This window comes from Pseudoalteromonas sp. SIMBA_162 (genome assembly GCF_046535955.1).
GTDB lineage: Bacteria > Pseudomonadota > Gammaproteobacteria > Enterobacterales > Alteromonadaceae > Pseudoalteromonas > Pseudoalteromonas marina.
This window is the reverse complement of record NZ_JAWJBQ010000007.1, coordinates 31,061-56,567: the sequence shown is the minus strand read 5'-3', so window position 1 is coordinate 56,567 and position 25,507 is coordinate 31,061. Positions and strand designations below refer to the sequence as shown.

The 25,507-nt window shown below is 37.7% G+C and carries 22 protein-coding genes and 1 pseudogene; 15 read left to right on the top strand and 8 right to left on the bottom strand.

Annotation, left to right across the window (positions count from 1 at the left end):
- Window positions 1–38 precede the first annotated feature (38 nt).
- Together R0J88_RS07075 and msrA are read right to left on the bottom strand one after the other, a co-directional pair.
- The gene (locus R0J88_RS07075; RefSeq protein ID WP_410899509.1) at window positions 39–953 is read right to left on the bottom strand and encodes a 2OG-Fe(II) oxygenase; all 915 of its coding nucleotides are present in this window, start codon (window positions 951–953) and stop codon (window positions 39–41) included.
- 174 nt (window positions 954–1,127) lie between these two features.
- A complete protein-coding gene (msrA, locus tag R0J88_RS07070) occupies window positions 1,128–1,727 on the bottom strand; it encodes a peptide-methionine (S)-S-oxide reductase MsrA (protein ID WP_410899508.1) in 600 nt (199 codons plus the stop codon).
- 492 nt (window positions 1,728–2,219) lie between these two features.
- Here msrA and R0J88_RS07065 point away from each other — a divergent pair, with 492 nt between their 5' ends.
- Window positions 2,220–2,414, top strand: coding sequence for a CPXCG motif-containing cysteine-rich protein (locus tag R0J88_RS07065; protein WP_058428886.1), 195 nt, complete (start codon window positions 2,220–2,222; stop codon window positions 2,412–2,414).
- Between the two features lie 57 nt (window positions 2,415–2,471).
- On the opposite strand, the gene R0J88_RS07060 is transcribed toward R0J88_RS07065, so the two are convergent.
- The gene (locus R0J88_RS07060) at window positions 2,472–2,672 is read right to left on the bottom strand and encodes a hypothetical protein (RefSeq protein WP_006792973.1); all 201 of its coding nucleotides are present in this window, start codon (window positions 2,670–2,672) and stop codon (window positions 2,472–2,474) included.
- Window positions 2,673–2,763: 91 nt separating this feature from the next.
- Here R0J88_RS07060 and R0J88_RS07055 point away from each other — a divergent pair, with 91 nt between their 5' ends.
- Both R0J88_RS07055 and R0J88_RS07050 read left to right on the top strand, forming a co-directional pair.
- Window positions 2,764–3,252, top strand: a complete 489-nt coding sequence (locus R0J88_RS07055) for a GNAT family N-acetyltransferase (protein WP_410899507.1) — start codon at window positions 2,764–2,766, stop codon at window positions 3,250–3,252.
- A 15-nt stretch (window positions 3,253–3,267) separates the two neighbouring features.
- On the top strand, window positions 3,268–4,149 hold the full coding sequence (locus R0J88_RS07050; protein WP_410899506.1) for an alpha/beta hydrolase: 882 nt from the start codon (window positions 3,268–3,270) through the stop codon (window positions 4,147–4,149).
- A 211-nt stretch (window positions 4,150–4,360) separates the two neighbouring features.
- On the opposite strand, the gene R0J88_RS07045 is transcribed toward R0J88_RS07050, so the two are convergent.
- Complete coding sequence (locus tag R0J88_RS07045) at window positions 4,361–5,569, bottom strand: porin (RefSeq protein WP_410899505.1); 1,209 nt, start codon at window positions 5,567–5,569, stop codon at window positions 4,361–4,363.
- Between the two features lie 518 nt (window positions 5,570–6,087).
- On the opposite strand from R0J88_RS07045, the gene R0J88_RS07040 reads away from it, so the two are divergent.
- The 5 genes from R0J88_RS07040 (at window position 6,088) to R0J88_RS07020 (ending at window position 13,561) form a co-directional block, all read left to right on the top strand.
- A complete protein-coding gene (locus R0J88_RS07040) occupies window positions 6,088–7,677 on the top strand; it encodes an ABC-F family ATPase (RefSeq protein WP_074210169.1) in 1,590 nt (529 codons plus the stop codon).
- A gap of 205 nt (window positions 7,678–7,882) precedes the next feature.
- Window positions 7,883–8,365: a 5-(carboxyamino)imidazole ribonucleotide mutase gene (gene purE / locus R0J88_RS07035; protein ID WP_006792966.1), complete on the top strand. Its 483-nt coding sequence runs from the start codon at window positions 7,883–7,885 to the stop codon at window positions 8,363–8,365.
- A gap of 2 nt (window positions 8,366–8,367) precedes the next feature.
- The gene (locus tag R0J88_RS07030) at window positions 8,368–9,516 is read left to right on the top strand and encodes a 5-(carboxyamino)imidazole ribonucleotide synthase (RefSeq protein ID WP_203987182.1); all 1,149 of its coding nucleotides are present in this window, start codon (window positions 8,368–8,370) and stop codon (window positions 9,514–9,516) included.
- A gap of 260 nt (window positions 9,517–9,776) precedes the next feature.
- Window positions 9,777–10,940, top strand: coding sequence for an endonuclease/exonuclease/phosphatase family protein (locus R0J88_RS07025; protein WP_410899504.1), 1,164 nt, complete (start codon window positions 9,777–9,779; stop codon window positions 10,938–10,940).
- A 119-nt stretch (window positions 10,941–11,059) separates the two neighbouring features.
- The gene (locus tag R0J88_RS07020; RefSeq protein ID WP_410899503.1) at window positions 11,060–13,561 is read left to right on the top strand and encodes a prolyl oligopeptidase family serine peptidase; all 2,502 of its coding nucleotides are present in this window, start codon (window positions 11,060–11,062) and stop codon (window positions 13,559–13,561) included.
- 44 nt (window positions 13,562–13,605) lie between these two features.
- Here the strand turns inward: R0J88_RS07020 and rrtA are convergent, their stop codons facing one another.
- Window positions 13,606–14,229: a rhombosortase gene (gene rrtA / locus R0J88_RS07015; RefSeq protein WP_410899502.1), complete on the bottom strand. Its 624-nt coding sequence runs from the start codon at window positions 14,227–14,229 to the stop codon at window positions 13,606–13,608.
- Between the two features lie 64 nt (window positions 14,230–14,293).
- On the opposite strand from rrtA, the gene ggt reads away from it, so the two are divergent.
- From ggt to R0J88_RS07000, 3 genes are all read left to right on the top strand, one after another.
- Window positions 14,294–16,072 carry a gamma-glutamyltransferase gene (gene ggt, locus R0J88_RS07010; protein ID WP_410899501.1) on the top strand — a complete coding sequence of 593 codons (1,779 nt, stop codon included), beginning with the start codon at window positions 14,294–14,296 and terminating at the stop codon, window positions 16,070–16,072.
- A gap of 137 nt (window positions 16,073–16,209) precedes the next feature.
- A complete protein-coding gene (locus R0J88_RS07005) occupies window positions 16,210–17,904 on the top strand; it encodes an NAD-dependent malic enzyme (protein ID WP_008133030.1) in 1,695 nt (564 codons plus the stop codon).
- 186 nt (window positions 17,905–18,090) lie between these two features.
- Entirely contained in the window at window positions 18,091–18,816 is a 726-nt protein-coding gene (locus tag R0J88_RS07000) for an SIMPL domain-containing protein (protein WP_410899500.1), read from the top strand.
- On the opposite strand, the gene R0J88_RS06995 is transcribed toward R0J88_RS07000, so the two are convergent.
- Window positions 18,804–20,171 carry a DUF2254 domain-containing protein gene (locus R0J88_RS06995; RefSeq protein ID WP_410899499.1) on the bottom strand — a complete coding sequence of 456 codons (1,368 nt, stop codon included), beginning with the start codon at window positions 20,169–20,171 and terminating at the stop codon, window positions 18,804–18,806. The two genes, R0J88_RS07000 and R0J88_RS06995, sit on opposite strands and share 13 nt — an antisense overlap.
- 152 nt (window positions 20,172–20,323) lie before the next feature.
- Here R0J88_RS06995 and R0J88_RS06990 point away from each other — a divergent pair, with 152 nt between their 5' ends.
- The 4 genes from R0J88_RS06990 (at window position 20,324) to R0J88_RS06975 (ending at window position 23,078) form a co-directional block, all read left to right on the top strand.
- A complete protein-coding gene (locus R0J88_RS06990) occupies window positions 20,324–20,698 on the top strand; it encodes an MAPEG family protein (RefSeq protein WP_276755108.1) in 375 nt (124 codons plus the stop codon).
- Window positions 20,699–20,712: 14 nt separating this feature from the next.
- Entirely contained in the window at window positions 20,713–21,348 is a 636-nt protein-coding gene (locus tag R0J88_RS06985; protein ID WP_410899498.1) for a sulfotransferase, read from the top strand.
- Between the two features lie 106 nt (window positions 21,349–21,454).
- Window positions 21,455–22,027, top strand: a complete 573-nt coding sequence (locus tag R0J88_RS06980) for a tRNA-(ms[2]io[6]A)-hydroxylase (RefSeq protein WP_008133023.1) — start codon at window positions 21,455–21,457, stop codon at window positions 22,025–22,027.
- Window positions 22,028–22,301: 274 nt separating this feature from the next.
- Window positions 22,302–23,078 carry a DNA/RNA non-specific endonuclease gene (locus R0J88_RS06975; protein WP_410899497.1) on the top strand — a complete coding sequence of 259 codons (777 nt, stop codon included), beginning with the start codon at window positions 22,302–22,304 and terminating at the stop codon, window positions 23,076–23,078.
- Between the two features lie 281 nt (window positions 23,079–23,359).
- Here the strand turns inward: R0J88_RS06975 and R0J88_RS06970 are convergent, their stop codons facing one another.
- Both R0J88_RS06970 and R0J88_RS06965 read right to left on the bottom strand, forming a co-directional pair.
- Window positions 23,360–24,319, bottom strand: a complete 960-nt coding sequence (locus R0J88_RS06970; RefSeq protein WP_006792952.1) for a sugar-binding transcriptional regulator — start codon at window positions 24,317–24,319, stop codon at window positions 23,360–23,362.
- A 176-nt stretch (window positions 24,320–24,495) separates the two neighbouring features.
- A pseudogene (locus R0J88_RS06965) lies at window positions 24,496–25,506 on the bottom strand (ABC transporter ATP-binding protein).
- Window position 25,507 lies beyond the last annotated feature (1 nt).

The following is a 25,507-nucleotide window of genomic DNA, read 5'->3' as shown; positions in this document are numbered from 1 at the left end:
TTTTATACAGTTAGTTTTTCTTTCAATAGTATTAAATACTAAAAGGGTACATAACCGTCAGGTACTGATTTTGGCGTTGTCCAACGCTCTTTTGCATCTATATGATTACGTTGTGCACCATGGGCTGGTAAGCGGCCTCGGTCACCAAATAACCACATTACAAAATTTGTTCTATCACCTGTTAGGATAGGTTTAGCAGCATGAGCAACATTGCCTCTGTGTATCATTGCACAACCCGGTTTAAAACTGAGCTGAGTGACTTTACCTGTTTGTTGGTCATAAAAGTCGAGTTCTGAACCTGTAAATTTTTCTTCAGGTAAATTTAAATTAATATTTAACGTGACCGCTGACGCATCGGTATGTGGGCGAATAGACGCATCTGTGTTGGGATCGTAGTAAATAGAAAACCCAAATGTTTGCGTGTCATAACCCATAATCTCAGGGAACAATAAGCGCGAAATTGGTCTCATATAATTGTTTAAGACCTCGTTGTAAAATGCCTGAAAACTTGGCGCTGCTAAATAACCACTTGAACGCTTATCAAGCATTACGCCACGTCTGTTTAATACAATTCCGTATGGTGGGCGCATAGGGATCCCAGAGCTCCACACTTGCTCAAGGTAACCGCGTAAATCAGGTAGACGCTCTGGGTCAAAAAATTGAAACTCGTACACATCTGGTGCTACTTCTTTAAGAAGCGATTTTACCAAATGTTCTTTAGTAGGATCTTGCCAAGCTTTAGTAATCGCTTCGCGTAAGTTTTTATCAAGCAAAGAATCATCGAGTGTAAAAGCTGATTGATTAAGTTCGCTTAGTTCCCATTCACTCCAAGCATTTGTTATTAATTCGTTATTGTTTGACCAAAACTGTTGAACTGAATGCTCACGGTTCAACATAGCTTGACGTGTTGGTAAATCAAGTGCTCTGGCTAGTTGTAATTGATTAGTTTTCATATTGTGTCACTCCAGTTATTGAATACAGGTTTAACAATCTAGGAGTCTATTTTATTAGTGTAATTAAAATTAATAAATAACACTTTAAAGTAAGCAGTATATATAAAAAATTAATAATAGAGGAGCGTTAGCTTGAAAGGCTACACAAAATGCAGCCTGATTTAACAGCAGTTATTAATGGGTGACTCTGTCGCCCCATATATCTTCAAGACGGCTGTCGCGACCACATCGCCAACGATATGTGTTGTAGCGAATAGGATTATTTTTATAATAATCCTGATGGTAGCTTTCTTTTCCTTTAATGGGATAAAAGGTGGAGGCGTTTAGTATAGGCGTTACTACTGTTTGATTAGGAAACTCATTCACAACGGCCTGTTTGGTTTGTTCAGCTATTTTACGTTCTTGCTCGTTAGCTACAAAAATTGCGCTTAAATAACTTGGCCCTTTATCACAAAATTGGCCTTTGGCATCAAAGGGATCAATATTTACCCAATAGTGATCAAGTATACCTTTGTAGCTCACCACATCCGGATCGTAAGTAATTTGCACAGCCTCGTAATGGCCTTTGTGGTTACCACTGTAGGTTGGGTTTTTAAGCTTACCGCCTGTGAAGCCTGATATTACATCTTTTACGCCATCAAGCTTTTCAAAGTCGCTTTCCATACACCAAAAACACCCACCGGCTAAAACCGCTTTTTCGGTTTTTGCAGCATGAGTAAAAGTGCTAAATAAAATTGCGGCAGATGTTAATGCAAGCGTAAGTGATTTTTTCATATAATAATCTACCTCTAGTATGAGTTTAAATACATATTCTCTATAGCTAGACCTGCTAACTGTTATTACTATTTCATTGCTTAGGGCCTGTTGACCTTTCAGGATTAAAATTTGTTCTAACTAGGGACGATTTAATCGTGGCGCGAGGTTTGTAACCTAGAGGGCTAAGTAAAAACCGAGCAACAAAGAGTTAATCGCCCCTAGGACGAACCTTCGGGCAGCGCGTGTTTGGTATTTATACTGCGTTATCGCCTATTTATGGGGAGTAACCACACTACATAGGCTCTGCCTTGCCTAAATACCAAACACACTGCTGCAAATTTAACCTCGAAAGATAAACAGGCCCTAGTGTATACAGGATGCAAAGTAACGTACGTAATACTTTGTAATTAAAGCCACATTTTGAATAAGTAACCCACATAACACTATGTTGTATTATTAAAGCGTGTTTATTAAAGTGAAAACATTGATGAATAAATTAGCAGGTGTTGAATGAACCAGTTAACCGAAAAATCGATAAGTTGCCCGTATTGCGGCGAAAGCATTGAAGTATTACTTGATGCAGCTGATATTGATGAACAATATATAGAAGACTGCCAAGTATGCTGTAAGCCTATTTCGTTTGTTGTATTTGAAGACGACGATGAACTCAAAGTAAATGTATACAGTGAAGACGATACATTTTAAATTGGCGTTAATTATAAAAAAGGCTGCTTAACTGCAGCCTTTTTTATTGATGGAGCGTTAGCTATTTTGCTCTCGAGCTAGCTGGTTAGGGAGTAGCTCTTCAATAATTTCACGTGCTGGTAATGTGTAACGTGTACCATCAAACATAACAGAGGTAAATTCGTTAATGTTAGTGATTCCGGTTAAGGTCCAACCTTCACCACGTTTAGGGCAGTAAACTGTAGTTGTTGGTTGTATCACTTTAAAGTCGTCACTCATGCTTGGCTGCTCTCAATTTAATGCTTGTTAATACGTTATGGTAAGTTAATAATACGTGTTCATAAAGTGCTATTTAATTTTGTATTACAACATGTATAAAAATTTGGCTACACCTCGTGTCACGCTTAGCTTAATATCCCATAAAGATGCTGCCAGTATGCATGCTATTTTAAATAATCCTCTTGTTAGCCAGTTTAATGACTACACAATACCCCTTAGCAAAAGTGATATTAAACAATTAATACAAAATGATATTAGCCGCTATTATGAGGGAGAAGTTATACGCTTTACGATTAAACAGAATACCCTCAATAAAGTAATTGGTAGTTGTGGTCTGTATAAAATTAATAAAGAAGCAAGAACCGCATTTTTGGGTTTTGAATTAGATCCTGAATTTTGGCAACAGGGCTACATGAAAGAAACGCTGCAAACTTTAATCCCAAAACTTGTTATGCATTACGAGTTAATAATGCTTTACGCAGAGGTTAACAAAGCTAATACGGCTTCGTGCAAGTTGCTTGAGGGACTAGGGTTTACTAATAACGAAAATATTTGGTTTTGTAGTCTTAAAAATAATTAGTAAAAAGAGAGATACATGTCGTTAAAAATTAATAAAAACTATCTAATTAACCTCGTATTAGCTGTCATTACGTTAAGCTTACTTATTTTAGGCGGCCGCTACTACAATCATTATGTATCGGCTTATACAGACATTACACTTGATTCAAAAATTTTAAATGAATCGCGTAAGGTATTTATTAGGCTACCCGTTAACTACGATACCAATAAAGTTTATTCGTTAATAATAAAAACCGATGGTAACTTTAACCTAGATACGTGGAATGAATCATTAACGGCATTTTCAAATAAAGGACAGGCCGAGCAAGCTATATTGGTATCAATCCCTAACTTGTTTTTTACGGCTACTCGAAATCGTGATTTGGTACCTCCTTATGCTCGCCAAGACGTTAATACCCAAGCGCCTGCAACAAACAATATAGAACCCAACGGAGAAGCAGATAAGTTTTTACAGTTTATAGAGTTAGAATTATTACCTTATTTGACTAATCGATTTAAATTAAACAATAACCGTATTTTAAGTGGGTTTTCTGCTGGTGGCAGTTTTGTGTTTTATACACTTCATACTAAACCGGATCTGTTTAATGGCTATTTTGCATTTAGTCCTGCCGCATGGTATGACGATATGACGGTAGTAAACAAAGTTGACTCGTTTTTAAAGGCGTCGAATAAAATGTTTAAAAAGCCAACGTATTTGTTTTTATCGGTAGGTGAGGAAGAGCATCCGCTTATGTTAGAGGCGTATAGTAATTTAGAGCAAGCATTAAAGGCCAGTCCTAACGAGCACTTAAAGTGGGAATCTATTATTAATCCCAATGCGGAACATAACGATAATCCAAGACTAAGTGTTGCAGATGCGTTAGGTGGATATCAAAAGTTTTTAAATGAAAGGCCTTAATATGTTGCTAAACCAAGCATTGTAAACAGCCTACAAAGTATATATATAGGTTTGCTTTAAACAAGATTATGTAAATATTCATAAAGAACACATCATACAATATATGATAAAAGTTAATCTTAGCAGATGATTATATATGAGAAATAATAAGCAAGGATGAGGTTAGGGCACAGCGCCCTAAGTCACTAGAGCGCGAAAGGGTAATTGCTTTCTACAATTGATATCTAAATCCAAATGCGATGCCGTCATCTTCTGACTGCTCCATTTGTGCTTGCTGTTCTTTATCATTGCTTTCAAAGTCACTAAAATCTTTACGTGCTTCTATATACGCAATTGTGTCTTCGTCAATTAAATAATGAAGACCAATAACAGCAAATTGACGTTTAAATACATCGTTCGGATCGGTATTAAAGTTTGGCTGAATAACGTAATCATCGCCTGCATCAAATACGTTGTAGGCAATAAAAGGGCGAACATCGTTATCAAAGCGGTACGATGCAAATGTTTCTATACCTATTGCGTCTTTAATTAAGCGACCAAGATTATCGGTATCATGATTTTTGTTTTCATTAATATTAGCTGCAACATAAAGACCTTTTTGATCTACGCGACCCCACATAATGCCTGCACCGTATATTAGGTCTTCAACATTTTGTGTGGTGCCATCACCGTAAGTCAAATCAAACTCGCCTCGGTTTACACCGGCTGTAAGCGTTAACATGTCAGTAGGGGTATAAGTAACCGAAGCACCAAAGGTGTAGTTAAATTCTACTTGTTGGGCAGCTGTATCGCCTGCATTCCAAAGCGTTTCGCATTCTTGTTCTGTAATGTCACTAACGTCACAGGTATAAAACTCGCTGTTTTTGAGCTGTGCTTGCAGTGTAAAACTTAAGTCATTGTAGCTATTACGATATTGAATAAGTTTATCGCCTCGGCCCGTACCGTTTACTGCGCCATCGTCCTTGTTATAGGTATAAACACCCGCTGCATTACCATCCCATACAAAGCTGTTATTTGTGCTATAAACAACGTCGTACCATGCACCCCATTGCTTACCAATTGTAATTTGCCCGTATTTATCATGCGAGAGGCCGGCATAGCCTAAACGGTTATATAAAAATTCATCCTGGATTGATTCAAAGCGATTGTTGTAAATAATATCGCTACTACCTACAGGGTTTACACCCCATTCAACTAGTCCTAAGGCTTTCCAGTCTTGCTTAAGTTTTCGATCAATTTTAAAATTTATACGTGATGTACCGTTCACGACTTCAGTTTGGTTTTGCGTATTTATTACTCTTACGTCTATATAACCACCCACACTCATTGAATTGCGCTCGTCCGTGTATATGTTTACTTCAGAGAATACTGAAGGGCTAACTATTATTGCTACTAGCATTGATGTTAGTTTCAATTTCATTGTGTGTTTCCTTGTGTGCGATGTGGTCAATCATAAGTGCAGAGCACACTAGCAAACACCTTTGTTTGTCAAAAGTGAAAAAACATCATCGAAATTTTATACATAATAGGTAGACATTCACGCTGAGTTAATTGTGTTTTTAAGTTGTTATGAATGTGTATTTTTATAGTAAATACACAAGTAGTTTGAAAATTTACAACCTTAAAAACATTTAATTATTGTGATGATTTTTCAAGTTAGCTATTAATTATGTTTCTAGTATAAAAACTCTAATTCTTATGTTTTTCAATTAAATAGCATAACCTTACTTAATTTTTAAAAATTTATATGAGCATTGCTATCTAACCTTAAATTTAATATTAACAATGATGTAAATACCAAAATAAAATTAGAAATCTATACTCTTAATCATTAAGTTTTGGTGCTTGGTAAGTTTGATTTTTGATAGAAAAATAGGCCATTTTGGTTTAAACTGCGCGCAATTTAAATACATCCTGTCTCCCTTGGAGGGTAGCGCTATTATTAGTACAGCTAACATCACCATGCAATTTGGTGCTAAACCGTTATTTGAAAATATCTCAGCAAAATTTGGCGAAGGAAACCGTTACGGTTTAATTGGTGCAAATGGTTGTGGTAAATCAACATTTATGAAAATACTCAGTGGTGAACTAGAGCCATCTTCGGGTAACGTAAGCACTGATCCAAATGAGCGTGTTGCTAAACTAAATCAAGACCAGTTTGCTTACGAAGAATACTCTGTAATTGATACTGTGATCATGGGTCACAAAGAGTTATGGGCTATTAAACAAGAACGTGATCGTATTTATTCTTTACCTGAAATGAGTGAAGAAGACGGTATGAAAGTAGCTGATCTTGAAACTGAATTTGCTGAAATGGATGGTTACTCAGCCGAGTCTAAAGCGGGTGAGCTTTTATTAGGTGTTGGTATTGCTACTGAGCAGCACTATGGTCCTATGTCTGAAATTGCACCGGGTTTTAAACTGCGAGTGTTACTTGCACAGGTTCTTTTTTCTGACCCTGATATTATGCTACTTGATGAGCCTACCAATAACTTGGACATTTACACTATCAAGTGGTTAGAAGATGTATTGAATCAGCGTGATTGTACTATGATCATCATCTCGCATGACCGTCACTTCTTAAACTCTGTATGTACACACATGGCCGACATAGATTACGGTGAGCTACGTATTTATCCTGGTAACTACGACGAATACATGTTTGCAGCAACGCAAGCACGTGAACGCCTATTAAGTGAAAATGCCAAGAAGAAAAGTCAAATTGCCGAGCTCCAGCAGTTTGTATCACGCTTCTCGGCTAATGCTTCTAAAGCTAAGCAAGCCACATCGCGTGCTAAGCGTATCGACAAAATTCAGTTAGACGAAGTAAAAGCATCATCTCGACAAACACCGTTTATTCGTTTTGACCAAGAAAAACAACTGTTCCGCAACGCGCTAGAAATGACAAGTATCAGTCAAGGTTTTGAAGACAATACTCTATTCTCAGGCCTTGAAGGTTTAGTTGAAGTTGGCGAGCGTATTGCCATAATTGGTGAAAACGGCGTAGGTAAAACAACGTTACTTAACACGTTAGCAGGTAAACTTACACCAAAGGCAGGTGAATTTAAGTGGTCTGAAAACGCTAACATTGGCTACTATGCGCAAGACCACGCTGACGAATTCGAAAAAGACATGAACTTGTTTGAGTGGATGGAGCAATGGCAGCAAGAAGGCGACGACGAGCAAGTTGTTCGCAGCTTTTTAGGTCGTATGTTGTTCTCACAGAACGATATTAAAAAGTCGGTAAAAGTAATATCAGGTGGTGAGCAAGGCCGTATGTTGTTTGGCAAAATTATGATGCATAAACCAAACATACTTTTAATGGATGAGCCAACCAACCACATGGATATGGAATCGATTGAAGCACTAAACTTAGCGCTTGAAGCATACGAAGGCACTTTACTTTTTGTATCGCATGACCGCCAGTTTGTCTCTTCTGTTGCAACCCGTATATGGGAAATTAAAGACGGTAAAATAATCGACTTTAGAGGTAATTACTCTGAGTACCTAGCAAGTAAAGAAGCGTAATTACGTTGCAATTTCAGATTTACAAAAAGCCATGTTTAACATGGCTTTTTTTGTTTTTGTTGTGTATTAATTATTTATAAAAAATTAGCCTTTAATCTTCATTTAATACCATTCGAACCTCGCAAATTAAACGTGTTTGGGTATAATACCCGCCTAAAACCGGACATAAGTCCGCTATTTTAAAATACATTACTGAGGAGTATTTATGACTGTTGGCATTATTATGGGTTCTAAGTCAGATTGGCCAACCATGGAACACGCTGCACTGATGCTAGAGCAGTTTGGTATTAAGTACGAAACCAAAGTTGTATCTGCACACCGCACTCCTCAATTACTTGCTGATTATGCAAGCTCTGCTGCAGAACGTGGAATTAAAGTTATTATTGCCGGCGCAGGTGGCGCAGCCCATTTACCGGGTATGGCAGCGGCTTTTACATCTGTTCCTGTTTTAGGCGTTCCTGTGAAATCAAAGGCATTAAATGGTGTTGATTCTCTATTGTCAATTTGCCAAATGCCAAAAGGGGTAGCAGTAGGTACCTTAGCAATTGGTGAACCAGGCGCTGCAAACGCAGGCTTATTAGCCGCACAAATTTTAGGGTGCCATAACCCCGACATTTTTGAAAAAATCGAAGCGTTTCGTAAAAATCAAACAGACACAATATTAGCCAACCCAAACCCTGCAGAGTAACAATGAATATTTTAATTTTAGGTGCCGGACAACTTGCACGTATGATGAGCCTTGCAGGCGCACCGCTTAATTTGAATGTAGTTGCCTACGATGTGGGAACTAAACAAATTAAGCACCCGCTAACCGGTGAGATTTACACAACTACACTTGAACAAGCAATTAGCGACGCTGATGCAATCACGGCAGAATTTGAGCACATTCCTGATGATGTATTAACGCTATGCTGCAACAGTAATAAGTTTTATCCGGGTAAAGCCGCGATTAAAACGGGTGGCGATAGAGCACTAGAAAAAGCGTTACTTAACAAAACCGGTGTTGAATGCGCGCCTTATCAGTTAATTACAGAAAAAGTACATTTGGAGTTGGCCGCTAAAAACCTGGGTAAGCCACTTGTTATAAAAACCTGCCAAGCAGGGTACGATGGTAAAGGGCAGTGGCGTTTAAAATCTGATGAGCAAATTGACGAAATTTGGTCTGAAATGGCTGAGTTTATAGCATCGGGAACACTAGATGCGCCGCATACTATTATTGCTGAAAAAATGATCCCGTTTGACCGAGAAGTGTCGATTATTGGCGCACGAGATAAGCACGGTAATGTTGCAATTTATCCATTAACAGAAAACGAGCACACCAACGGTGTGTTAACACTGTCGGTTGCGGGTAAAAATAACCAAAATGTTGAAGCTCAAGCAAACGATGCATTTACAAAAATTGCAAACGAACTTAACTATGTAGGCGTATTGGCCATTGAGTTTTTTGATGTAATGGGCACACTATTAGTTAATGAAATTGCACCGCGTGTACATAATTCAGGTCATTGGACTCAGCAAGGTTGCCATTGTTCGCAATTTGAAAATCATATGCGTGCCGTTGCAGGTTTACCACTTGGTAATACTGAGCTTAAACATATTACAGCTATGATCAATGTACTAGGACAAGCAAGCATCCCTGCTGAGGTGCTTACATTACCCGACGTGACAAGTCATTGGTACGGTAAAACGGCTAAGCCAGGTCGTAAAATGGGTCATATAAATGTATCGGCTCATAATATGAATGACCTGTCAGATAAGTTAAGCCAATTAACTGATTATTTACCAGAACACGATTACCCGGGAATTTTAAAAACGGCAGAAAAGCTCATTCTAGGTTAGGGTTGGATTTTTGTATGGCTAAAGCTTTATGGTCCAGTAGGTTATGATTAGGGAAGCCTTCTTACTGTTTTGTACATGGATGTTATTTAGGGATTGAGCAGGTCTTAGAAGCAGTTGCTGGCCGACTAGTTCAAAACTATACGAATAAAAAATGAAATAATAAAAGCCGAGTAATCTCGGCTTTTTTTTTGCCTGAAAAAACAAAAACAGGTTACATTATTAAATAATCAAAATTACTTTTTTATAAGTAGGATAATTAAATGAAATTTGATCTAACGTTTGGTGCGTTGCTAACAGCTGCTTCATTGAGTCTCAATGCGTACGCAACCGATACAATTCGTGTTGCAACGTTTAATGTAAGTATGGATGCCACAAATTACACCGCTAAAGGCGAGCCTATTAAAAGTGATGCCTTAGTCAAAGCGCTTACCTCAAACACACAACAGATAAAAAATATTGCAGAAATTATTCAGCGCGTTCGTCCTGATATTATTTTACTGAACGAATTTGATTTTGTTCCTAAAGAGCAAGGTATTGATTACTTTAAAACGCATTACTTAGCCGTAAGCCAAAACAAGCAAAAAGCCATAGATTATCCTTATTCTTATATAGCCCCCGTCAATACTGGACTTGCGACAGAATTTGACCTAGATAACGATGGTAAAAAAAGTAAAGTAATGGGTGATGCCCAAGGCTTTGGCTTTTTTGAAGGGCATTATGGTATGGCCATATTATCGAAATACCCAATCGATTTTGACAAAATCAGAACGCTTCAAACTTTTAAATACAAAGATATGCCTAATGCAAAAATGCCGTTAATGCCAAAAACAGGCGAGAATTGGTATAACGCACAAGAGTGGCAAGCGTTTAGGTTAAGTTCTAAATCGTTTTGGGATGTCCCCGTTGTTATTGATAATAAAGCAGTGCATATATTGGCGTCTCACCCTACGCCTCCTGTGTTTGACGGCGAAGAAGATAGAAATGGTAAACGTAACCATGACGAAATTAGATTAATTGCCGACTACGTAGCCAATGTAGACTACCTATATGATGATAATGGCAAAAAAGGTGGGCTAGAGGCTCAGTCGCGTTTTGTTATTTTAGGGGATTTAAACGCAGCACCAGAAGGTGATAAAGCGCGTTTAGAAACAACAGATCAATTGCTAAAAAATCCATTAATTAATGCACAGCTTGTACCTAAAAGTGCAGGCGCTAAACAGCAATATGAACTTGCCTATGCACAACACTTTACTGCTAATTGGCAAGCACGAGTAGACTATGTATTGCCATCAACTTACGGTTTAGATATTAAAGAAGGTGGGGTATTTTGGCCAGTTGAATCAAGCGAACAATATCGCTTAATTAAAGATAGAGGTGCATCAAGCGATCATCGCCTAGTATGGCTAGATTTAGTGATTAAATAATTAAGGCTTAAGTAAACTGAGCTTTACCCTGTTAAATGGCTATTTATCTTAAAAAATTGCATTAACTTTAGTGCTTCTGCTTAAATACTCGTTAATTATAATAACGGTATAGAAGCACTATGATTTTTAATTTTTCTTCATCTAAAACGTTAGTAGCATTAGCTGTTGCCTCAAGCGTAATGCTTGCGGGCTGTAGTGCAACTGCAAACACAGCCTCAACAAATAATGCTTTGGAAAAAAACAAAGTTGAATCGGTGGTTAGTACACCTGCCGATGTTGGTTCAGAAAAAATAACTTTAAAACAAGCAATGGCCGATCCTGATTGGATAGGCAACCAACCACAAAATGCCTTTTGGGCTGCTGATTCGGCAACAATTATTTATGCTCAAAAGCAACAAGGTAGCACATTACGTGACTTATTTAGCCAGTCTGTAACGTCACAAACTGCAGAACAAATAGCATTAAATAAACTACATACACTGGGTGCTAGAAATGCGGTTTATTCAAACGACAAGGCTCTGCAAGCCTACGTTTTTAAAGGCAATGTGTTTGTAAAAAATATTAAAACTAACACACTGCGCCAAATAACCCATAGCACAGCTAACGAATCTAATCCGCAGTTTTTAAACGATGGCACATTGGCTTATCGCCAAGGTAATATGTTTTTTAAAGTTGATTTAGTAACGGGGTTAACACAAGAAATTGCTAACCTAGAACTTGCTGATAAACCAAAAGGAATTAGCGAGCCAAGTTCGTACATTGCAAAAGAGCAGCATAAACTTATTGAATACATTGCTCTTGAACACAAAAATAAAAAAGACCAATACGCACGTAACGCGAAAATAAACGAACTAAATACCTCTGTAGCTAATACAAGTTACTATTTAGGAAAAGGTAATAAAGTTGATAACGTAGAACTTTCACCCAATGGAGATGCGTTACTAGTTGTCGTAAAAAAACAATCAAGTTGGCGAAGTGACACCGATATAATGCCACATTATGTGACTGACGACGCCACCATAGCACCTAAAAAAGTTCGCCGTCGCATAGCTGATGCAAAAGAAGAAACATCGCAAGTTATATATATTAATTTAAATGATAAAACACAAAACACACTAGCGTTTGATTCGCTGCCAGGTTTTGATGAAGATGTATTAGCAAGTGTAAAGCAAGAAAATTATGCACGATTAGGTAAAACCTATGAATCAAAAAACTCACCACGCGCTATTAACTTGATCACAAATTGGGGATTAGGACAAAGCCCAATAGTTTGGAATAACGATGGTTCGCAAGTTGCTATTATGCTTGAAGCGTGGGACAACAAAGATCGCTGGATTGCGACCGTAGATTTTGAAAACAATAAACTGGTGTCACAGCATCGTTTACATGACGACGCATGGATCGCTTATGCATTTAATAATTTTGGCTGGTTGAATAACGAAAACACGCTTTATTACCTTTCAGAAGAGTCTGGGTACAGCCAGCTTTATAAAAAACCATTAAGCGGTAACGCCGTTGCGTTAACTCAGGGTGAGTTTGAGGTATCAAACCCAACAGTTACAAACGATGATTCTGCTATTTATTACAAAGCTAATGTTGAACACCCTGGTCTATACGAAATTTTCCGTGTAGATCCACAAACAGCTAAAAGTGAAAAAATTACTGATCTAAATGGTATGACTGACTACACGTTAAGTCCAGATGAAGAGAAATTACTGCTTGTTCATTCAAAAATTACCATGCCTAGCGAGTTATATATTGCGGATGCTAAAGCAAATGCAACGCCAACACGTTTAACTAATACAGTATCAAGCGCTTTTTTAGCTAAAAAATTAACTGCACCGAAAATAGTTGCAGTGCCGTCTAGCCATACTGATGCGCCAATATATGCCAAGGTATACTACCCAGCTGATTACGTAGAAGGCGAAGGTGGTAAAACACGTAAAGCGGTTATTTTTAATCACGGTGCAGGTTATTTACAAAACTCACATATGGGTTGGTCTGTGTACTTTAGAGAGTTTATGTTTCATTCATTATTGGCTGATGAAGGTTACGTGGTAATGGATATGGACTACCGTGCATCTAAAGGTTATGGCCGCGACTGGCGTACAGCTATTTATCGTCAAATGGGCACTCCAGAAACGCAAGATTTAGCTGATGGTGTTAAATGGATGGCTGAAAATGCTAACGTCGACACGCAAGCAGTAGGCACCTACGGTGGTTCTTATGGTGGCTTTATGACCTTTATGGCATTATTTACTGCACCAGAGTTGTTTCAGTCAGGTGCAGCACTTCGCCCGGTAACTGATTGGGCACACTACAATACGGCCTATACGGGCAATATTTTAAACCATCCAGATGTAGATCCCATTGCATACGAGCGTAGCTCACCTATTTACTTTGCAGAAGGTTTAAATAAGCCATTATTGATAAATGCACCAATGGTAGACGATAACGTATTTTTTCAAGACTCAGTACGCTTAGTCCAACGCTTAATTGAGCTTGAAAAAGAAAACTTTGAAACGGCTATCTTCCCAGTTGAACCACATGGTTTTGTGCAACCGTCAAGTTGGTTAGATGAATACCGCCGTATTTATAAACTATTCAAAGACACCCTTTAAATAAACAATGTAAAACGCCACTTTGGTTAAAGTGGCGTTTTTATTTAACCTTTGGCTCTATTTTTATAATATTTAATAACAAGCTCGATGCCTAACAATGATCCACCAATAGCGCCAATTAAATGAGCATCTATTGCAACGGTCGAATTAATAAGCTCGCTAATATCAGCACTTGGACCACTCAATTGCTCATATGCTATTTTTACCCACACACCGATGAATAATAAATACCCCGATTTAAGCCCTTCAGTAATATCTTTTACTGCGCCCCAAATAATAACACCGTGTAACAGCGCGCTTAAACCTGTATAGATATGTATGTCTGGGCAATAAAAATACACGCCTAAACCGCACCAAAGCGCTAAAGTGATTGTATTTAGAAAGTACCGGGTAGGGGTAGTATACTCACCATGTAATAACCAAATTAAAAAAATCCCGCTTATATTTAACCCCAAATGGGCCCAATTTGCGTGTACAAATTGGCTAGTAAAAATACGCCAAAGCTCACCTTTGTTAACTAATGTTCGGTTAAATTCTAGTAAATTATTTGAATCAAATGCAGCAAAAATAGTGCTAAAAAGTATCAATAATAAAGGTGGTAAAATATAACGAGGCTGTATAGGTAAATTAAGCATTTTATTGTATTTTTTTAGTATTAATTTTTGCATATTGTGCCCGTTTAACTTTAAGATGCCAATTACCTATTGTAATTAAGTGTTTTTAGTATTTTTTATGCATTTTAAACTTAACTCATTATTTGCTATCGGCTTAGGTGTACTGTCTTTGCCGGTGCTGTCAAAAGAACCCACAAAAATAGAAGTTCGCGAACCAGAAGCTACCACATCAATTAGTTCTAAGCAGATTGTTGTAGGTGACAAATACATGGTTGCCGCGGCAAATCCGTATGCATCTCAAGCGGGACAGCAAATATTAGCAAAAGGCGGCAGTGCAGTTGATGCAGCAATAGCCACTCAACTTGTTTTAACACTTGTTGAGCCTCAGTCATCGGGTATTGGTGGCGGTACATTTATGATGTACTACAACAAAGAAAATAATAAGTTAACCAGCTTTGATGGAAGAGAAACGGCCCCTAAAAATGCGAATGAAAATTTATTTTTAAATAAGCATGGCAAAGCGGTCAAATGGATTGAAGCCGTTGTAGGCGGTCGTTCTGTAGGCGTCCCTGGTGTTCTACATGCCTTTGCAAATGCGCATAAGCACTATGGTTTATTACCTTGGGAACAGCTATTTAAACCGGCTATTGAACTTGCTGAACAAGGGTTTGTTGTATCGCCTCGATTACATGGTTTGTTAGCTCGCCAGCTAAATCCAGGTGTTATGAGTATGCCAGTGATAAATGAATACTTTTACCCAAATGGTAAACTCATTGAGGCCGGTACTGTTAAAAAAAACCAGCCGCTTGCTGATTTATACAAAGCCATAGCTAATGAAGGCATTGATGCGTTTTATAAAGGTGAAAACGCAAAAAAAATGGTAAGTGCGGTACAAAATTCAAAAATTGCACCCGGTACATTAACGCAGCAAGACCTTGCACAATACAAAAGCAAAGAACGCGATGCAGTTTGTATAAAATACCGTGTTTATAACGTATGTTCTATGGCACCACCAAGTAGTGGCGGTGTGGCTGTTTTACAAATACTAGGGTTACTAGAGCATACAAATATTCCTGCCTTAAAGCCTAACAGCGAACAAGCAATTCACTACTTCAGCCAAGCGTCGCGTATTGCCTTTGCCGATAGAAATGTATACATGGGTGACCCAGATTTTACTGAGGTACCAACTCAAGCGCTATTAAACAAAAGCTACATTAAATCACGCGCAACACTCATAACCGAAAAAGATCAGCATGCAGTTGCCGGTGACCCCGTTAACTACTTAAGTTATGCACAAGATGATTCGTATGAACTCCCTTCAACATCGCATGTCTCTATTGTTGATAGCTTTGGTAATGCAGTATCAATGACCAGCTCAATAGAAATGGCATTTGGCTCTACAGTTATGGTTAATGGTTATATTTTAAATAATCAGTTAACCGACTTCTCACTTTCTCCTCGTAAAAACGGTAAGTTAGTTGCTAATCGTGTAGAGCAAGGAAAACGCCCGCGCAGTTCTATGTCACCGGTTATGGTTTTTAATGAAGATGGTAGCTTACGTTTAGTTGTAGGATCTCCTGGTGGTAGCCGCATTATTGACTACGTCGCTCAAGTAGTTGTTGGCGTTTTAGACTGGAATTTATCGGTGCAAGAAGCTATTAACCTGCCGCGTACTACTAATCGTAATGATTACACCAGCCTTGAAAAAGGCACCGTTATTGAATCACTTGCACCAGCACTCACTTCACGTGGTCATAAAGTGCGTGTGTTAGACCTAAATTCAGGTTTACATGGTGTTGAAGTGAAAAATAATAAGCTGTATGGCGCAGCTGATCCGCGCCGTGAGGGTGTTGCGTTGTCTGATTTAACTAACAATAACGCCACTTTCAAATTTTAAATTATGTATAATACAAACACGACCTATGTGCGTGTTTGTATTCTCAATGGTCTGACAAGTACTATGTTCATTGCATTTAAATTCTGAGCATTGATAATGACAGATCATAACTTAAGACTCCATTAAAGCCTGGAAATATGACAACAAATACTGATCCTAATTACTTATATATTCATCACTCTGGCCCTGGCCTTATTGAAACGCCATTACTAAACAAGGGCAGTGCGTTTAGTAAAAAAGAGCGCGAAAATTTTAACCTTGCAGGTTTACTTCCTCCACGCTTTGAAACCATCGAAGAGCAAGTTGAACGTTGTTATCAACAATACTCAAGTTTTACCGACAATTTAAATAAGCACATTTATTTACGTGCCATTCAAGATAACAACGAAACGCTTTACTACCGCTTAGTGCGCGATCATCTTGAAGAAATGATGCCAATTATTTACACCCCTACAGTGGGTGATGCCTGTGAAAAGTTTTCGGATATTTACCGCAGCGCACGTGGCTTGTTTATTTCGTACGAAGACCGTTATCAAATTGACGACATTTTACGTAATGCCACAAAAGGTAAAGTAAAAGTCATTGTTGTGACCGACGGTGAACGTATATTAGGGCTAGGCGACCAAGGTATTGGTGGCATGGGTATTCCTATTGGTAAATTGTCATTGTACACCGCGTGTGGTGGCATAAGCCCAGCATATACATTGCCAGTTATGCTTGACGTAGGGACCAACAACGAAAAGCTTTTAAATGATCCTATGTATATGGGCGCGCGCCATAAACGTATAGCCCAAGACGAGTACGATGAGTTTTTAGATCTATTTATTAAAGCGGTCAAACGCCGTTGGCCAAATGTATTGCTTCAATTTGAAGACTTTGCACAACCTAATGCCATGCCGCTTCTTAAGCGCTATCGTGAAGAAATTTGTAGCTTTAACGATGACATTCAAGGTACTGCATCAGTAACAGTTGGCTCTTTATTAGCTGCGTGTCGTGTTAAAGGCTCAACTCTTAGCCAACAAAAAGTTGTATTTGTTGGTGCAGGCTCTGCGGGTTGTGGTATTGCTGAGCAAATTATTAGCCAAATGGTATTTGAAGGTATCTCTGAAGAGCAAGCACGTAGCCAAGTATTTATGGTTGATCGTTTTGGTCTGTTAACTAATGGCATGGAAGGTCTACGCGACTTCCAACAAGCTTTAGCGCAACCAACAGACGCGCTAAATGATTGGACTTACAGTGGTGAATACGCGTCATTGTTAGATGTAATGCATTGTGCAAAACCAGACATACTTATTGGTGTATCGGGTCAGCCAGGTTTGTTTACAGAGCAAGTTATTCGTGCAATGCATTCAACGTGTGAACAACCTATAATTTTCCCGTTAAGTAACCCGTCTAAACAGGTAGAAGCACACCCAGAAGACGTCATTAAATGGACTGATGGTAAAGCATTAGTTGCAACAGGTAGCCCGTTTGATCCCGTTGAATATAATGGTGAAACTTTCCCAATTCCACAGTGTAACAACAGTTATATTTTCCCTGGTATTGGTTTGGGCGTTATTGCAGCTAAGGCTACACGCATTACAGATGCCATGCTTAGCGTGTCGAGTGAAATGCTTGCTGAGTCTTCACCGCGAGCAAACAGCGGAAAAGGCAGCTTATTACCAGCATTAACAGAAATTGAAACGCTTAGTAAACGCATTGCATTTGCTATTGCTAAAAAAGCGATTGAAGAGGGTGTTGCATTGGAAATTTCTGACGATGCTCTGTGGGCAGCCATTGATAAAAATTATTGGTTACCAAAATACCGTAACTACAAACGTTGCAGCGTTTAAGTGGTATAAGTGGTATAAGTAATTTTATGTAACCCTGCGTTACAACACATAACAAAAAACAGGCGCTTGCCTGTTTTTTTATGCTTGTTCATTTATTGTTAACCCATTAGGCTCTTTAATAGAGCTAATGCAAATCCGCGATCATACTTAATTAAGCAAATTAGTATAAACAAAAAGGATTCTATGATGAACACACTAAAACTTTTTCTCGGCAGTGCCATAGCATTAAGCACATTTAGTTTTAATGCCGTTGCCAGCCCAACACCCGATGCACCACACATATATGTGAAAGGGCAAGCGACACTTACCACCATGCCTGATTATGTACAAATGAGTGTGGGTATCACTGAGGTAAATAAAGACTTAATAGCTGCAAAAAACAAAGCCGATATCACTATGGCGAAAGCCATACAATTAGTAAAAACGTTAGGCGTTAAAGACACTGACATTAACGCAGGGCAAATTAATATACACCGTAATACCCAATACAATCGGCAAACTGGACAGCAAGAATTTATCGGTTTCAAAATTACCCGAACACTAACGGTCAAACTTACTGATATAAGTAAATACCCTACGTTATTACAAAGTTTGGTTAATAACGGCATAAACCAAATTAACAATACCCAATTTTTAGCTAGCAACTATGACGATCTTCATAAAAAAGCTCAAAAAATGGCAATACAAGATGCTAAAAAAGCGGCTAAAGAATTAAGCGACGACTTTGATGTGTCGTTAAAAGGACTATATAACGCATCGTTGAGCCCACTTAATGTTCAAACTCAGCCCTATATGCGTGCAAAAGAAATGGTAATGGCGGATAGTGCACCCGGTAATTATGTCCCGGATGCGTATCACAGTGGAGAAATTAAGGTAACAGCATCTAGTTACGCTATTTATTATATTGAGTAGGAATTATTTTGGTGGTGCTCAAAACGTGCCACCAATTGACTACCTTGTTGCTCATTGATGCGTGTTATGGAGTTTAGCATATTACAAATTTCGCGCCTGTCGTACTCGTTAGTCACATTCATGTTTATGTCATCAACAATAGCGAATAAATAATTAAATAAGCTTTCGCGTGCTTTTTCATTCTCGCGAGCTACAAATAAAATATTTTTAAATGCTTCTAATACATTTGTCATTACGTAGGCGTCACCTTTTGCATAATGACGAAGCGGCGAAAAGTTATCATGCAGTAACTCATCAAAACTGGTTTCATGTAAATATAAAAGCGGTTTTTTTTCACTGTGCTTAAACGAATAATTTATATCGTTAAGAGATAGGCGCTCAATCAGTAAAATACTCAGCATATCAATTGATTTAACAGCGGTACCTGGATCGTTAATGCCAGGGCTCATAGCTTTTACTGCTATTTCAGATATTTGTGTTAAACCATAGCGGTAGTGGTCGCTAATGTACTCTTCTATATAAAAAATAAAGCAATCTAATATTTTTTCTAAGAGCTCTTCATCGTGGGTTATATCGACATTACATTTTAAAAATGGATAACCTTTTACTGTAAAATATCCTTGGTTAACAGAAATATATAAGTTTATATCGTGCTCTTTTAAAATTGCACACAGTTTATCTGTTTGCACACCCTTATAGTAACCCTCTGTTTTACTGCTTATGGAGTGCCATGTTGAAAAATCAGGAAACTCACTAACAGGGGCCTCTTTTTGTCTTTTGATGATCGCCTTAATTTCTTTTTTAGTCTGGCTAAACAAACCATTGAGGACATTATCAACTTGGATAGCGCGTGAAATAGAATGAATAAAAAATACAAATAACCCTAATGAAATCAAACCAAAAATTAAAGCAAATAAAACACCTATAGACGGAATTGCAGTACTGCCGCCTTCTAACTTATTAATATTTATAAGCATGATAATAGAGTAAATGATACTGCCTAAGTAAAAGCCGAGCACCATTTGATGAGACTTTCTAGTAATTAAACCGGGCACAACGCGAGGCGATAGACTCGCACTAGCAGAGTTTAAAACCACCATAACCATAGAAAAACTAAATACAGTCAATGAGATAATACTACCTGCAAGCGTACTTAAAATTGTTCGCGCATTTTCTGCGCTATCAACCAAAACCACTGAGATAAAAGACTTCAACTGCTCAACAGGGGCTAAATATTCAACCGACATTGTAATGATGGCAAAAAACAAAAAACCAACAGAAAGCACAGAAGGGTAAAAGCCAATGCTGTTTATCATTTCACGATAACTATCGGCCACTTTGCGAGGAACAAACATATAATCCCTATGATTGCGTATAAAATATGGCTATCACCTTATCATAGTTGAACTTTAAACTTGTGATAAAGCCGTTAATTTATATGTTATTATCTGCACAGCTTAACACTGCGCATACTTAATGCGTTTAAAAAAACTAATAGGAACACACTGTGATTATTTCAACATATGCTGCATTACTCGCTTTTTTTTATATTTATTTAAGCTTTAATGTCATAAAAGTTCGCAGAGCAGAGCAAATATCATTAGGTGATAACGGTAATTCAGTTTTACAACGTGCAATTAGAGCACATGCAAACTTTATGGAATATGTACCTTTTGCCGTTATTTTATTATTTTTAGCTGAATACCAAGGTCTAGCCAGTCATTATTGTCACCTTTTAGGCGCATCTTTGTTAATTGGTCGATTTTTTCATAACCTAGGTATAGTAGAAAAAAACTTAAAGTATCGTCAAATAGGGGCTGTAGCTACTTTTTTGGTTATGATAATAAGCGCGTTTGTTTTATTACTCACTCGTAATAGCTAATTAAAGTACAGTACATGACTAAAATATTTGTAATAGGCTTACCGAGAACAGGCACAACTAGTGTGTGCCACGCACTACTAGAATTAGGATTATCCACCGCACACACAGCATACACAAAAGCTAGTTTTGACAATGCACAAGCTATTGCCGACACCCCCATATTTACTGATTATAAAATGCTTGATAAGCATTACCCAGGGTCTAAGTTTATATATTTGGAAAGAGAAATTGATGTTTGGTTGCCATCCATTAGGCAATTACTCACACGTATGCATACTAATTTAACACGTACAGATGGCGGTTTTAATATTCATATAAAACGGTGTTACTTTGATGTTTTTTCTAATTTATCTCTCGAAAACATTAGTGATGATAGTTACTTAGCAGACTGTTACAAGCGTCACCTAAATGCTGCACAGTATTATTTTGAAAAAAGACAAGCTGACTTTTTATCGATTGATATTGCAAAGGCGGGGAGATATCAAAAGGTATGTGATTTTTTGAACATACAAAGTGATAAAACTGATTTTGATAAAATGAATATGGGCGGAAAAGTCACCGCATGGAACGATATTAAACACCCGTTAAAAATAGAGTCGACAGCAAAAGGGCGCATAGATAAACATTTACCTTACATCTCACAACTGTAAATATCTAAATTAAGCCTTAAGAGCATTGCTTTACTAAAACCTATTGCGAGATTTTTATTTTTAAATACGTTAAAATTCCCGCATTATTTTTTAAGTAGTATTTATTATGTTTGAATTAAAATACCAAACGCCATTTGAATGGACCGAGGCTGTACTTGCCGACTTTAACACCTTTTTGCAAGATCATGCGGCTGCTGAAAAAAAAGCATCAGGCATGGCTATTTCAATGCTTTCGCATTACCCAGACAAGCGTAAACTTGTAAAAGCAATGACCGATTTAGCACTTGAAGAGCTTATTCATTTTAAACAAGTACTCAAGCTATTAACTGAACGCGACACAACACTGGGTGATGACCAAAAAGATCCGTACATAAAGCAAATTCGTGCTTTATTTAGGCACGGACGTGATGGCTTTTTAATGGATAGGTTATTAGTTGGCGGTGTAATTGAAGCTCGTGGGCACGAACGTTTTTCATTAGTTGCGCAAGCATTACCTGAAGGTAAAGAAAAAGAGTTTTATGTAGCCATTGCTAAATCAGAAGAAAAGCACAAAAACTTATTTGTAGAGCTAGCCTACGAATACTTTGACAAAGAAGAAGTAGACGTGCGTTTAGAAGAGTTATTAGTTGCTGAGGCTGAAATTTGTAAAAGTATTCCATTTACAGCGGCACTTCATTAATCTTATTTTATTAAATTATAAAAACGCAGGCATTTACCTGCGTTTTTTTATGCCTAGGATTTATTTAAAATGCATAAATAACTATTGGTAGGGTGTTTATTACCTTTTTTATTAAGCGATTAACTAGAACGTATAAATTAACAATTAAACACAATACTTAAGTGCTAAATATACATATATGCAATTAACTTATTGAATATATGTATAAAGTTAAATATATCTGTAACATAAACTTGTTAGGTTTTTATCCTCATTTATACAGGATAAAGCAACAATGAAATCATTTATAAATATATCACTAACCTTAACAAGCTTATTACTAGCTTCAACTGCCAATGCTGCCAATTGCTTAGAAGGTTGTCCAACAGGATTAAACAACGGTAAAACAATTGAACGTAGTATTTATACTTTAAAAAATAACCGTTACACAAAATTTGCGGATTGGGTAGCATACCAAGTAACGCCCAATACAATTAGCGGGCCATCAAGATCAAGGAGTTGGAAATCAGACCCTGATTTATATTCCCATTATACGCTTGAGCCGAGTGATTATACCGATGCATATGCAACAATTAATACTGACCGAGGGCATCAGGTTCCATTGGCATCTTTTAGTAATACAGCCGATTGGCGTTTAACAAATTTGCTTTCTAATATTACACCACAATCTTCAGCATTAAACCAAGGGCCATGGGTTAGGCTTGAAACAGCGGTAAGAAATCATGTTGATGATGGAAATAACTTATACGTAGTTACTGGTCCAATGTACGAATATTACTTTGCAGATTTACCACGAGCAAATGAAAACCATACTATACCAAGTGGTTATTTTAAAATTGTAATGAAGCAATCTGGTAACACCATTAAAGCATCAGCATTTATTATGCAGCAAAGTGCTGGCCGCAGAGATAATTTTTGTAATACCCAAGTAAGTATTGATGAAGTTGAAAGTAGAACTGGCATTAATGTTTTACCTAATTTAACGAGTAATCAGGCACAAACAATAGAATCATCCGTATTTGGTTTAGCAAGTGAGTTAGGCTGTAATTAAAATATCTACATGATTAGCGGTATAAATTTATGCCGTTAATCATGATTTAAAATAAATAATAGTGAAATATAGCGTTTTATACGTTAAATAGATAAGCGCTTTGCCTTACTAAGTAATTAAAATACTTTATTTAACATAATATAAATTATAGGAAGTTAAGTGTTATTTAATAAGAGCGCATAAATGCACTCTTATTATGTCCAATACTAGACGGTATCGGACATTAGGTCGTTTTGTTCGCTATAAAAATTTTGTAATACACAATGCAATGTTCAAATAACTCAATCAATGCTGAGTAAACGTTCTGCGGTATATTCGTTAGTGATTAAACCACTAATCATATTTGATCTTACTGCGCCTAGTATAGCCAACACTTTTTCTTCACCTGCAGCTATTGCATAAATTTGTTTGTTTTCATTTGTTACTAATGGCGTACTCGCAACGCGTTGGTTTACAGTGCAATCTAGCAATTTACCATTTTTATCGTAAACCCAGCTGATCATTTCGCCAACGGCGCCTAAGTCTTGAAGCTCTTTTAATTCATCAGCGTCAACAAAACCATCTATGTGTAATGGTGACTTTTCACCTAAACTACCAATGCCAACAAAAGTCACGTCTGCATTTTTAGCAAGCTTCAGGTTCGCAGTTATATTATGTTGTGCATGAAGTTGGTTTTTTTCTTCAATACTGCGCGGTAAAACTGGTAATGGCATCGGATAATGTTTTGCATTAGTGTGTTCAGCCATTCTAACTACAACATCGTAAGGCGAAGCCGAACCATCTAACGCCATGTTACCTAACATAGCCACTATTTTATGTTGTGGGCAATCAAGTATTGGTAGTTCATCAACAATAGCACGCAAAACTCTCCCTGTTCCCATTGCTAATACTTTTGGCGTTTCTGATTTCAAATGGCGCTGTATCTCAGCGGCACCAGCTTGTGCAAGTCCAACTGTAGATGATGGTTCAGAAGGATCGCTTGGCACCACTTCACATGATGCTAAACCAAATCGGCTTTTTAATTTTTCTGCTAAATCCATACATTTGGCAATGGGGTGATCGAGTCTTACTTTTATTAGGCCTTGGCTAACTGATAAAGCGACCATTCGCTGCGCAGACTGACGAGATACATTAAGCTTTTTCGCTATTTCGTCTTGAGTTTGGCCGGCGACATAATATAACCACCCCGCTCTTGCTGCATCATCAAGTTTTCTTATTTCTGTGTTCGATAATTTTGCCACTTAAACCTCTGTAATTAAGGAGTAACTTGTGTTTGATATTATTAATGGCTTCAAACTTATGCTTTAAGGCAAATATATCATTTATTTATATAATGCCGAAGCCAATAATGAGCTAATAACCAATACCTTAAAGTTAATTATGACTAAATAAGGTATTGGCTCTGTTGCTTTCAAACTTAGTTGCTAGCTTTAATCGTTACCCCATTTTTATCAAACTTGTGTACTTTATTTTCTTGCGCAGTTAAAAATACAGAGTCACCGTATTGGAGCGAGCAATCACCATCAGCTTTTACTGTCACTGTGCTGCCATTTGTAAGTGTTACATGTAAAAAGCTCTCAGACCCTAAGTTCTCAATTACCCCTACTTTACCTGACCACGTGCCTGTATCTTGCGAAATTATAAAGTGCTCTGGACGAACATCTAAGCTTGACACTCCATTAGTGTCACCATTTGGAATATCGATAAAGTTCATTTTTGGTGAACCAATAAAACCTGCCACAAATTTATTTACTGGGTGTTGATAAAGTTCCAATGGAGTGCCTACTTGCTCGATAATACCGCCATTAAATACAGCAATTCTGTCGGCCATTGTCATTGCTTCAACTTGGTCGTGAGTTACATAGATCATTGTAGTGGCTAAACTTTTATGCAGCTCTGAAATTTCAAGACGCATATTTACACGCAATGAAGCATCTAAATTTGATAGTGGCTCATCGAATAAAAACGCAGAGGGTTGTCTAACAATTGCGCGCCCTATTGCTACTCGCTGACGTTGACCACCTGATAACTGTCCTGGTTTTCGATCTAGATAATCAGTTAAATTAAGAATTTTAGCGGCGTTAGCGATTTTAGTTTCAATTTCTGCAGCGCTTACTTTAGCGCGCTTAAGTGGAAAAGCAATGTTATTGCGAACGCTCATATGTGGCTACAACGCATAAGATTGGAACACCATTGCTAAGCCTCTTTTAGCAGGTGGTGTATGTGTTGCATCTTGCCCGTCTATTTCAATATTTCCGCTTGTTGTGTCTTCAAGCCCCGCAATCATGCGTAGTAATGTTGATTTACCACAGCCTGATGGCCCAACGAAAACAATAAATTCACCGTCTTTAATTTCTAAATCTAACGGTTTAATAACGTTTACGTCGTCAAAGTTTTTAGTGACTTGTTTTAGTGTGATGCTGCCCATG

Coding starts and splice junctions, on each gene's coding strand:
- R0J88_RS07075 (WP_410899509.1), bottom strand. CDS start 953: ATGAAAACTAATCAATTACAACTAGCCAGAGCACTTGATTTACCAACA.
- msrA (WP_410899508.1), bottom strand. CDS start 1,727: ATGAAAAAATCACTTACGCTTGCATTAACATCTGCCGCAATTTTATTT.
- R0J88_RS07065 (WP_058428886.1), top strand. CDS start 2,220: ATGAACCAGTTAACCGAAAAATCGATAAGTTGCCCGTATTGCGGCGAA.
- R0J88_RS07060 (WP_006792973.1), bottom strand. CDS start 2,672: ATGAGTGACGACTTTAAAGTGATACAACCAACAACTACAGTTTACTGC.
- R0J88_RS07055 (WP_410899507.1), top strand. CDS start 2,764: ATGTATAAAAATTTGGCTACACCTCGTGTCACGCTTAGCTTAATATCC.
- R0J88_RS07050 (WP_410899506.1), top strand. CDS start 3,268: ATGTCGTTAAAAATTAATAAAAACTATCTAATTAACCTCGTATTAGCT.
- R0J88_RS07045 (WP_410899505.1), bottom strand. CDS start 5,569: ATGAAATTGAAACTAACATCAATGCTAGTAGCAATAATAGTTAGCCCT.
- purE (WP_006792966.1), top strand. CDS start 7,883: ATGACTGTTGGCATTATTATGGGTTCTAAGTCAGATTGGCCAACCATG.
- R0J88_RS07030 (WP_203987182.1), top strand. CDS start 8,368: ATGAATATTTTAATTTTAGGTGCCGGACAACTTGCACGTATGATGAGC.
- R0J88_RS07025 (WP_410899504.1), top strand. CDS start 9,777: ATGAAATTTGATCTAACGTTTGGTGCGTTGCTAACAGCTGCTTCATTG.
- R0J88_RS07020 (WP_410899503.1), top strand. CDS start 11,060: ATGATTTTTAATTTTTCTTCATCTAAAACGTTAGTAGCATTAGCTGTT.
- rrtA (WP_410899502.1), bottom strand. CDS start 14,229: ATGCAAAAATTAATACTAAAAAAATACAATAAAATGCTTAATTTACCT.
- ggt (WP_410899501.1), top strand. CDS start 14,294: ATGCATTTTAAACTTAACTCATTATTTGCTATCGGCTTAGGTGTACTG.
- R0J88_RS07005 (WP_008133030.1), top strand. CDS start 16,210: ATGACAACAAATACTGATCCTAATTACTTATATATTCATCACTCTGGC.
- R0J88_RS07000 (WP_410899500.1), top strand. CDS start 18,091: ATGAACACACTAAAACTTTTTCTCGGCAGTGCCATAGCATTAAGCACA.
- R0J88_RS06995 (WP_410899499.1), bottom strand. CDS start 20,171: ATGTTTGTTCCTCGCAAAGTGGCCGATAGTTATCGTGAAATGATAAAC.
- R0J88_RS06985 (WP_410899498.1), top strand. CDS start 20,713: ATGACTAAAATATTTGTAATAGGCTTACCGAGAACAGGCACAACTAGT.
- R0J88_RS06980 (WP_008133023.1), top strand. CDS start 21,455: ATGTTTGAATTAAAATACCAAACGCCATTTGAATGGACCGAGGCTGTA.
- R0J88_RS06975 (WP_410899497.1), top strand. CDS start 22,302: ATGAAATCATTTATAAATATATCACTAACCTTAACAAGCTTATTACTA.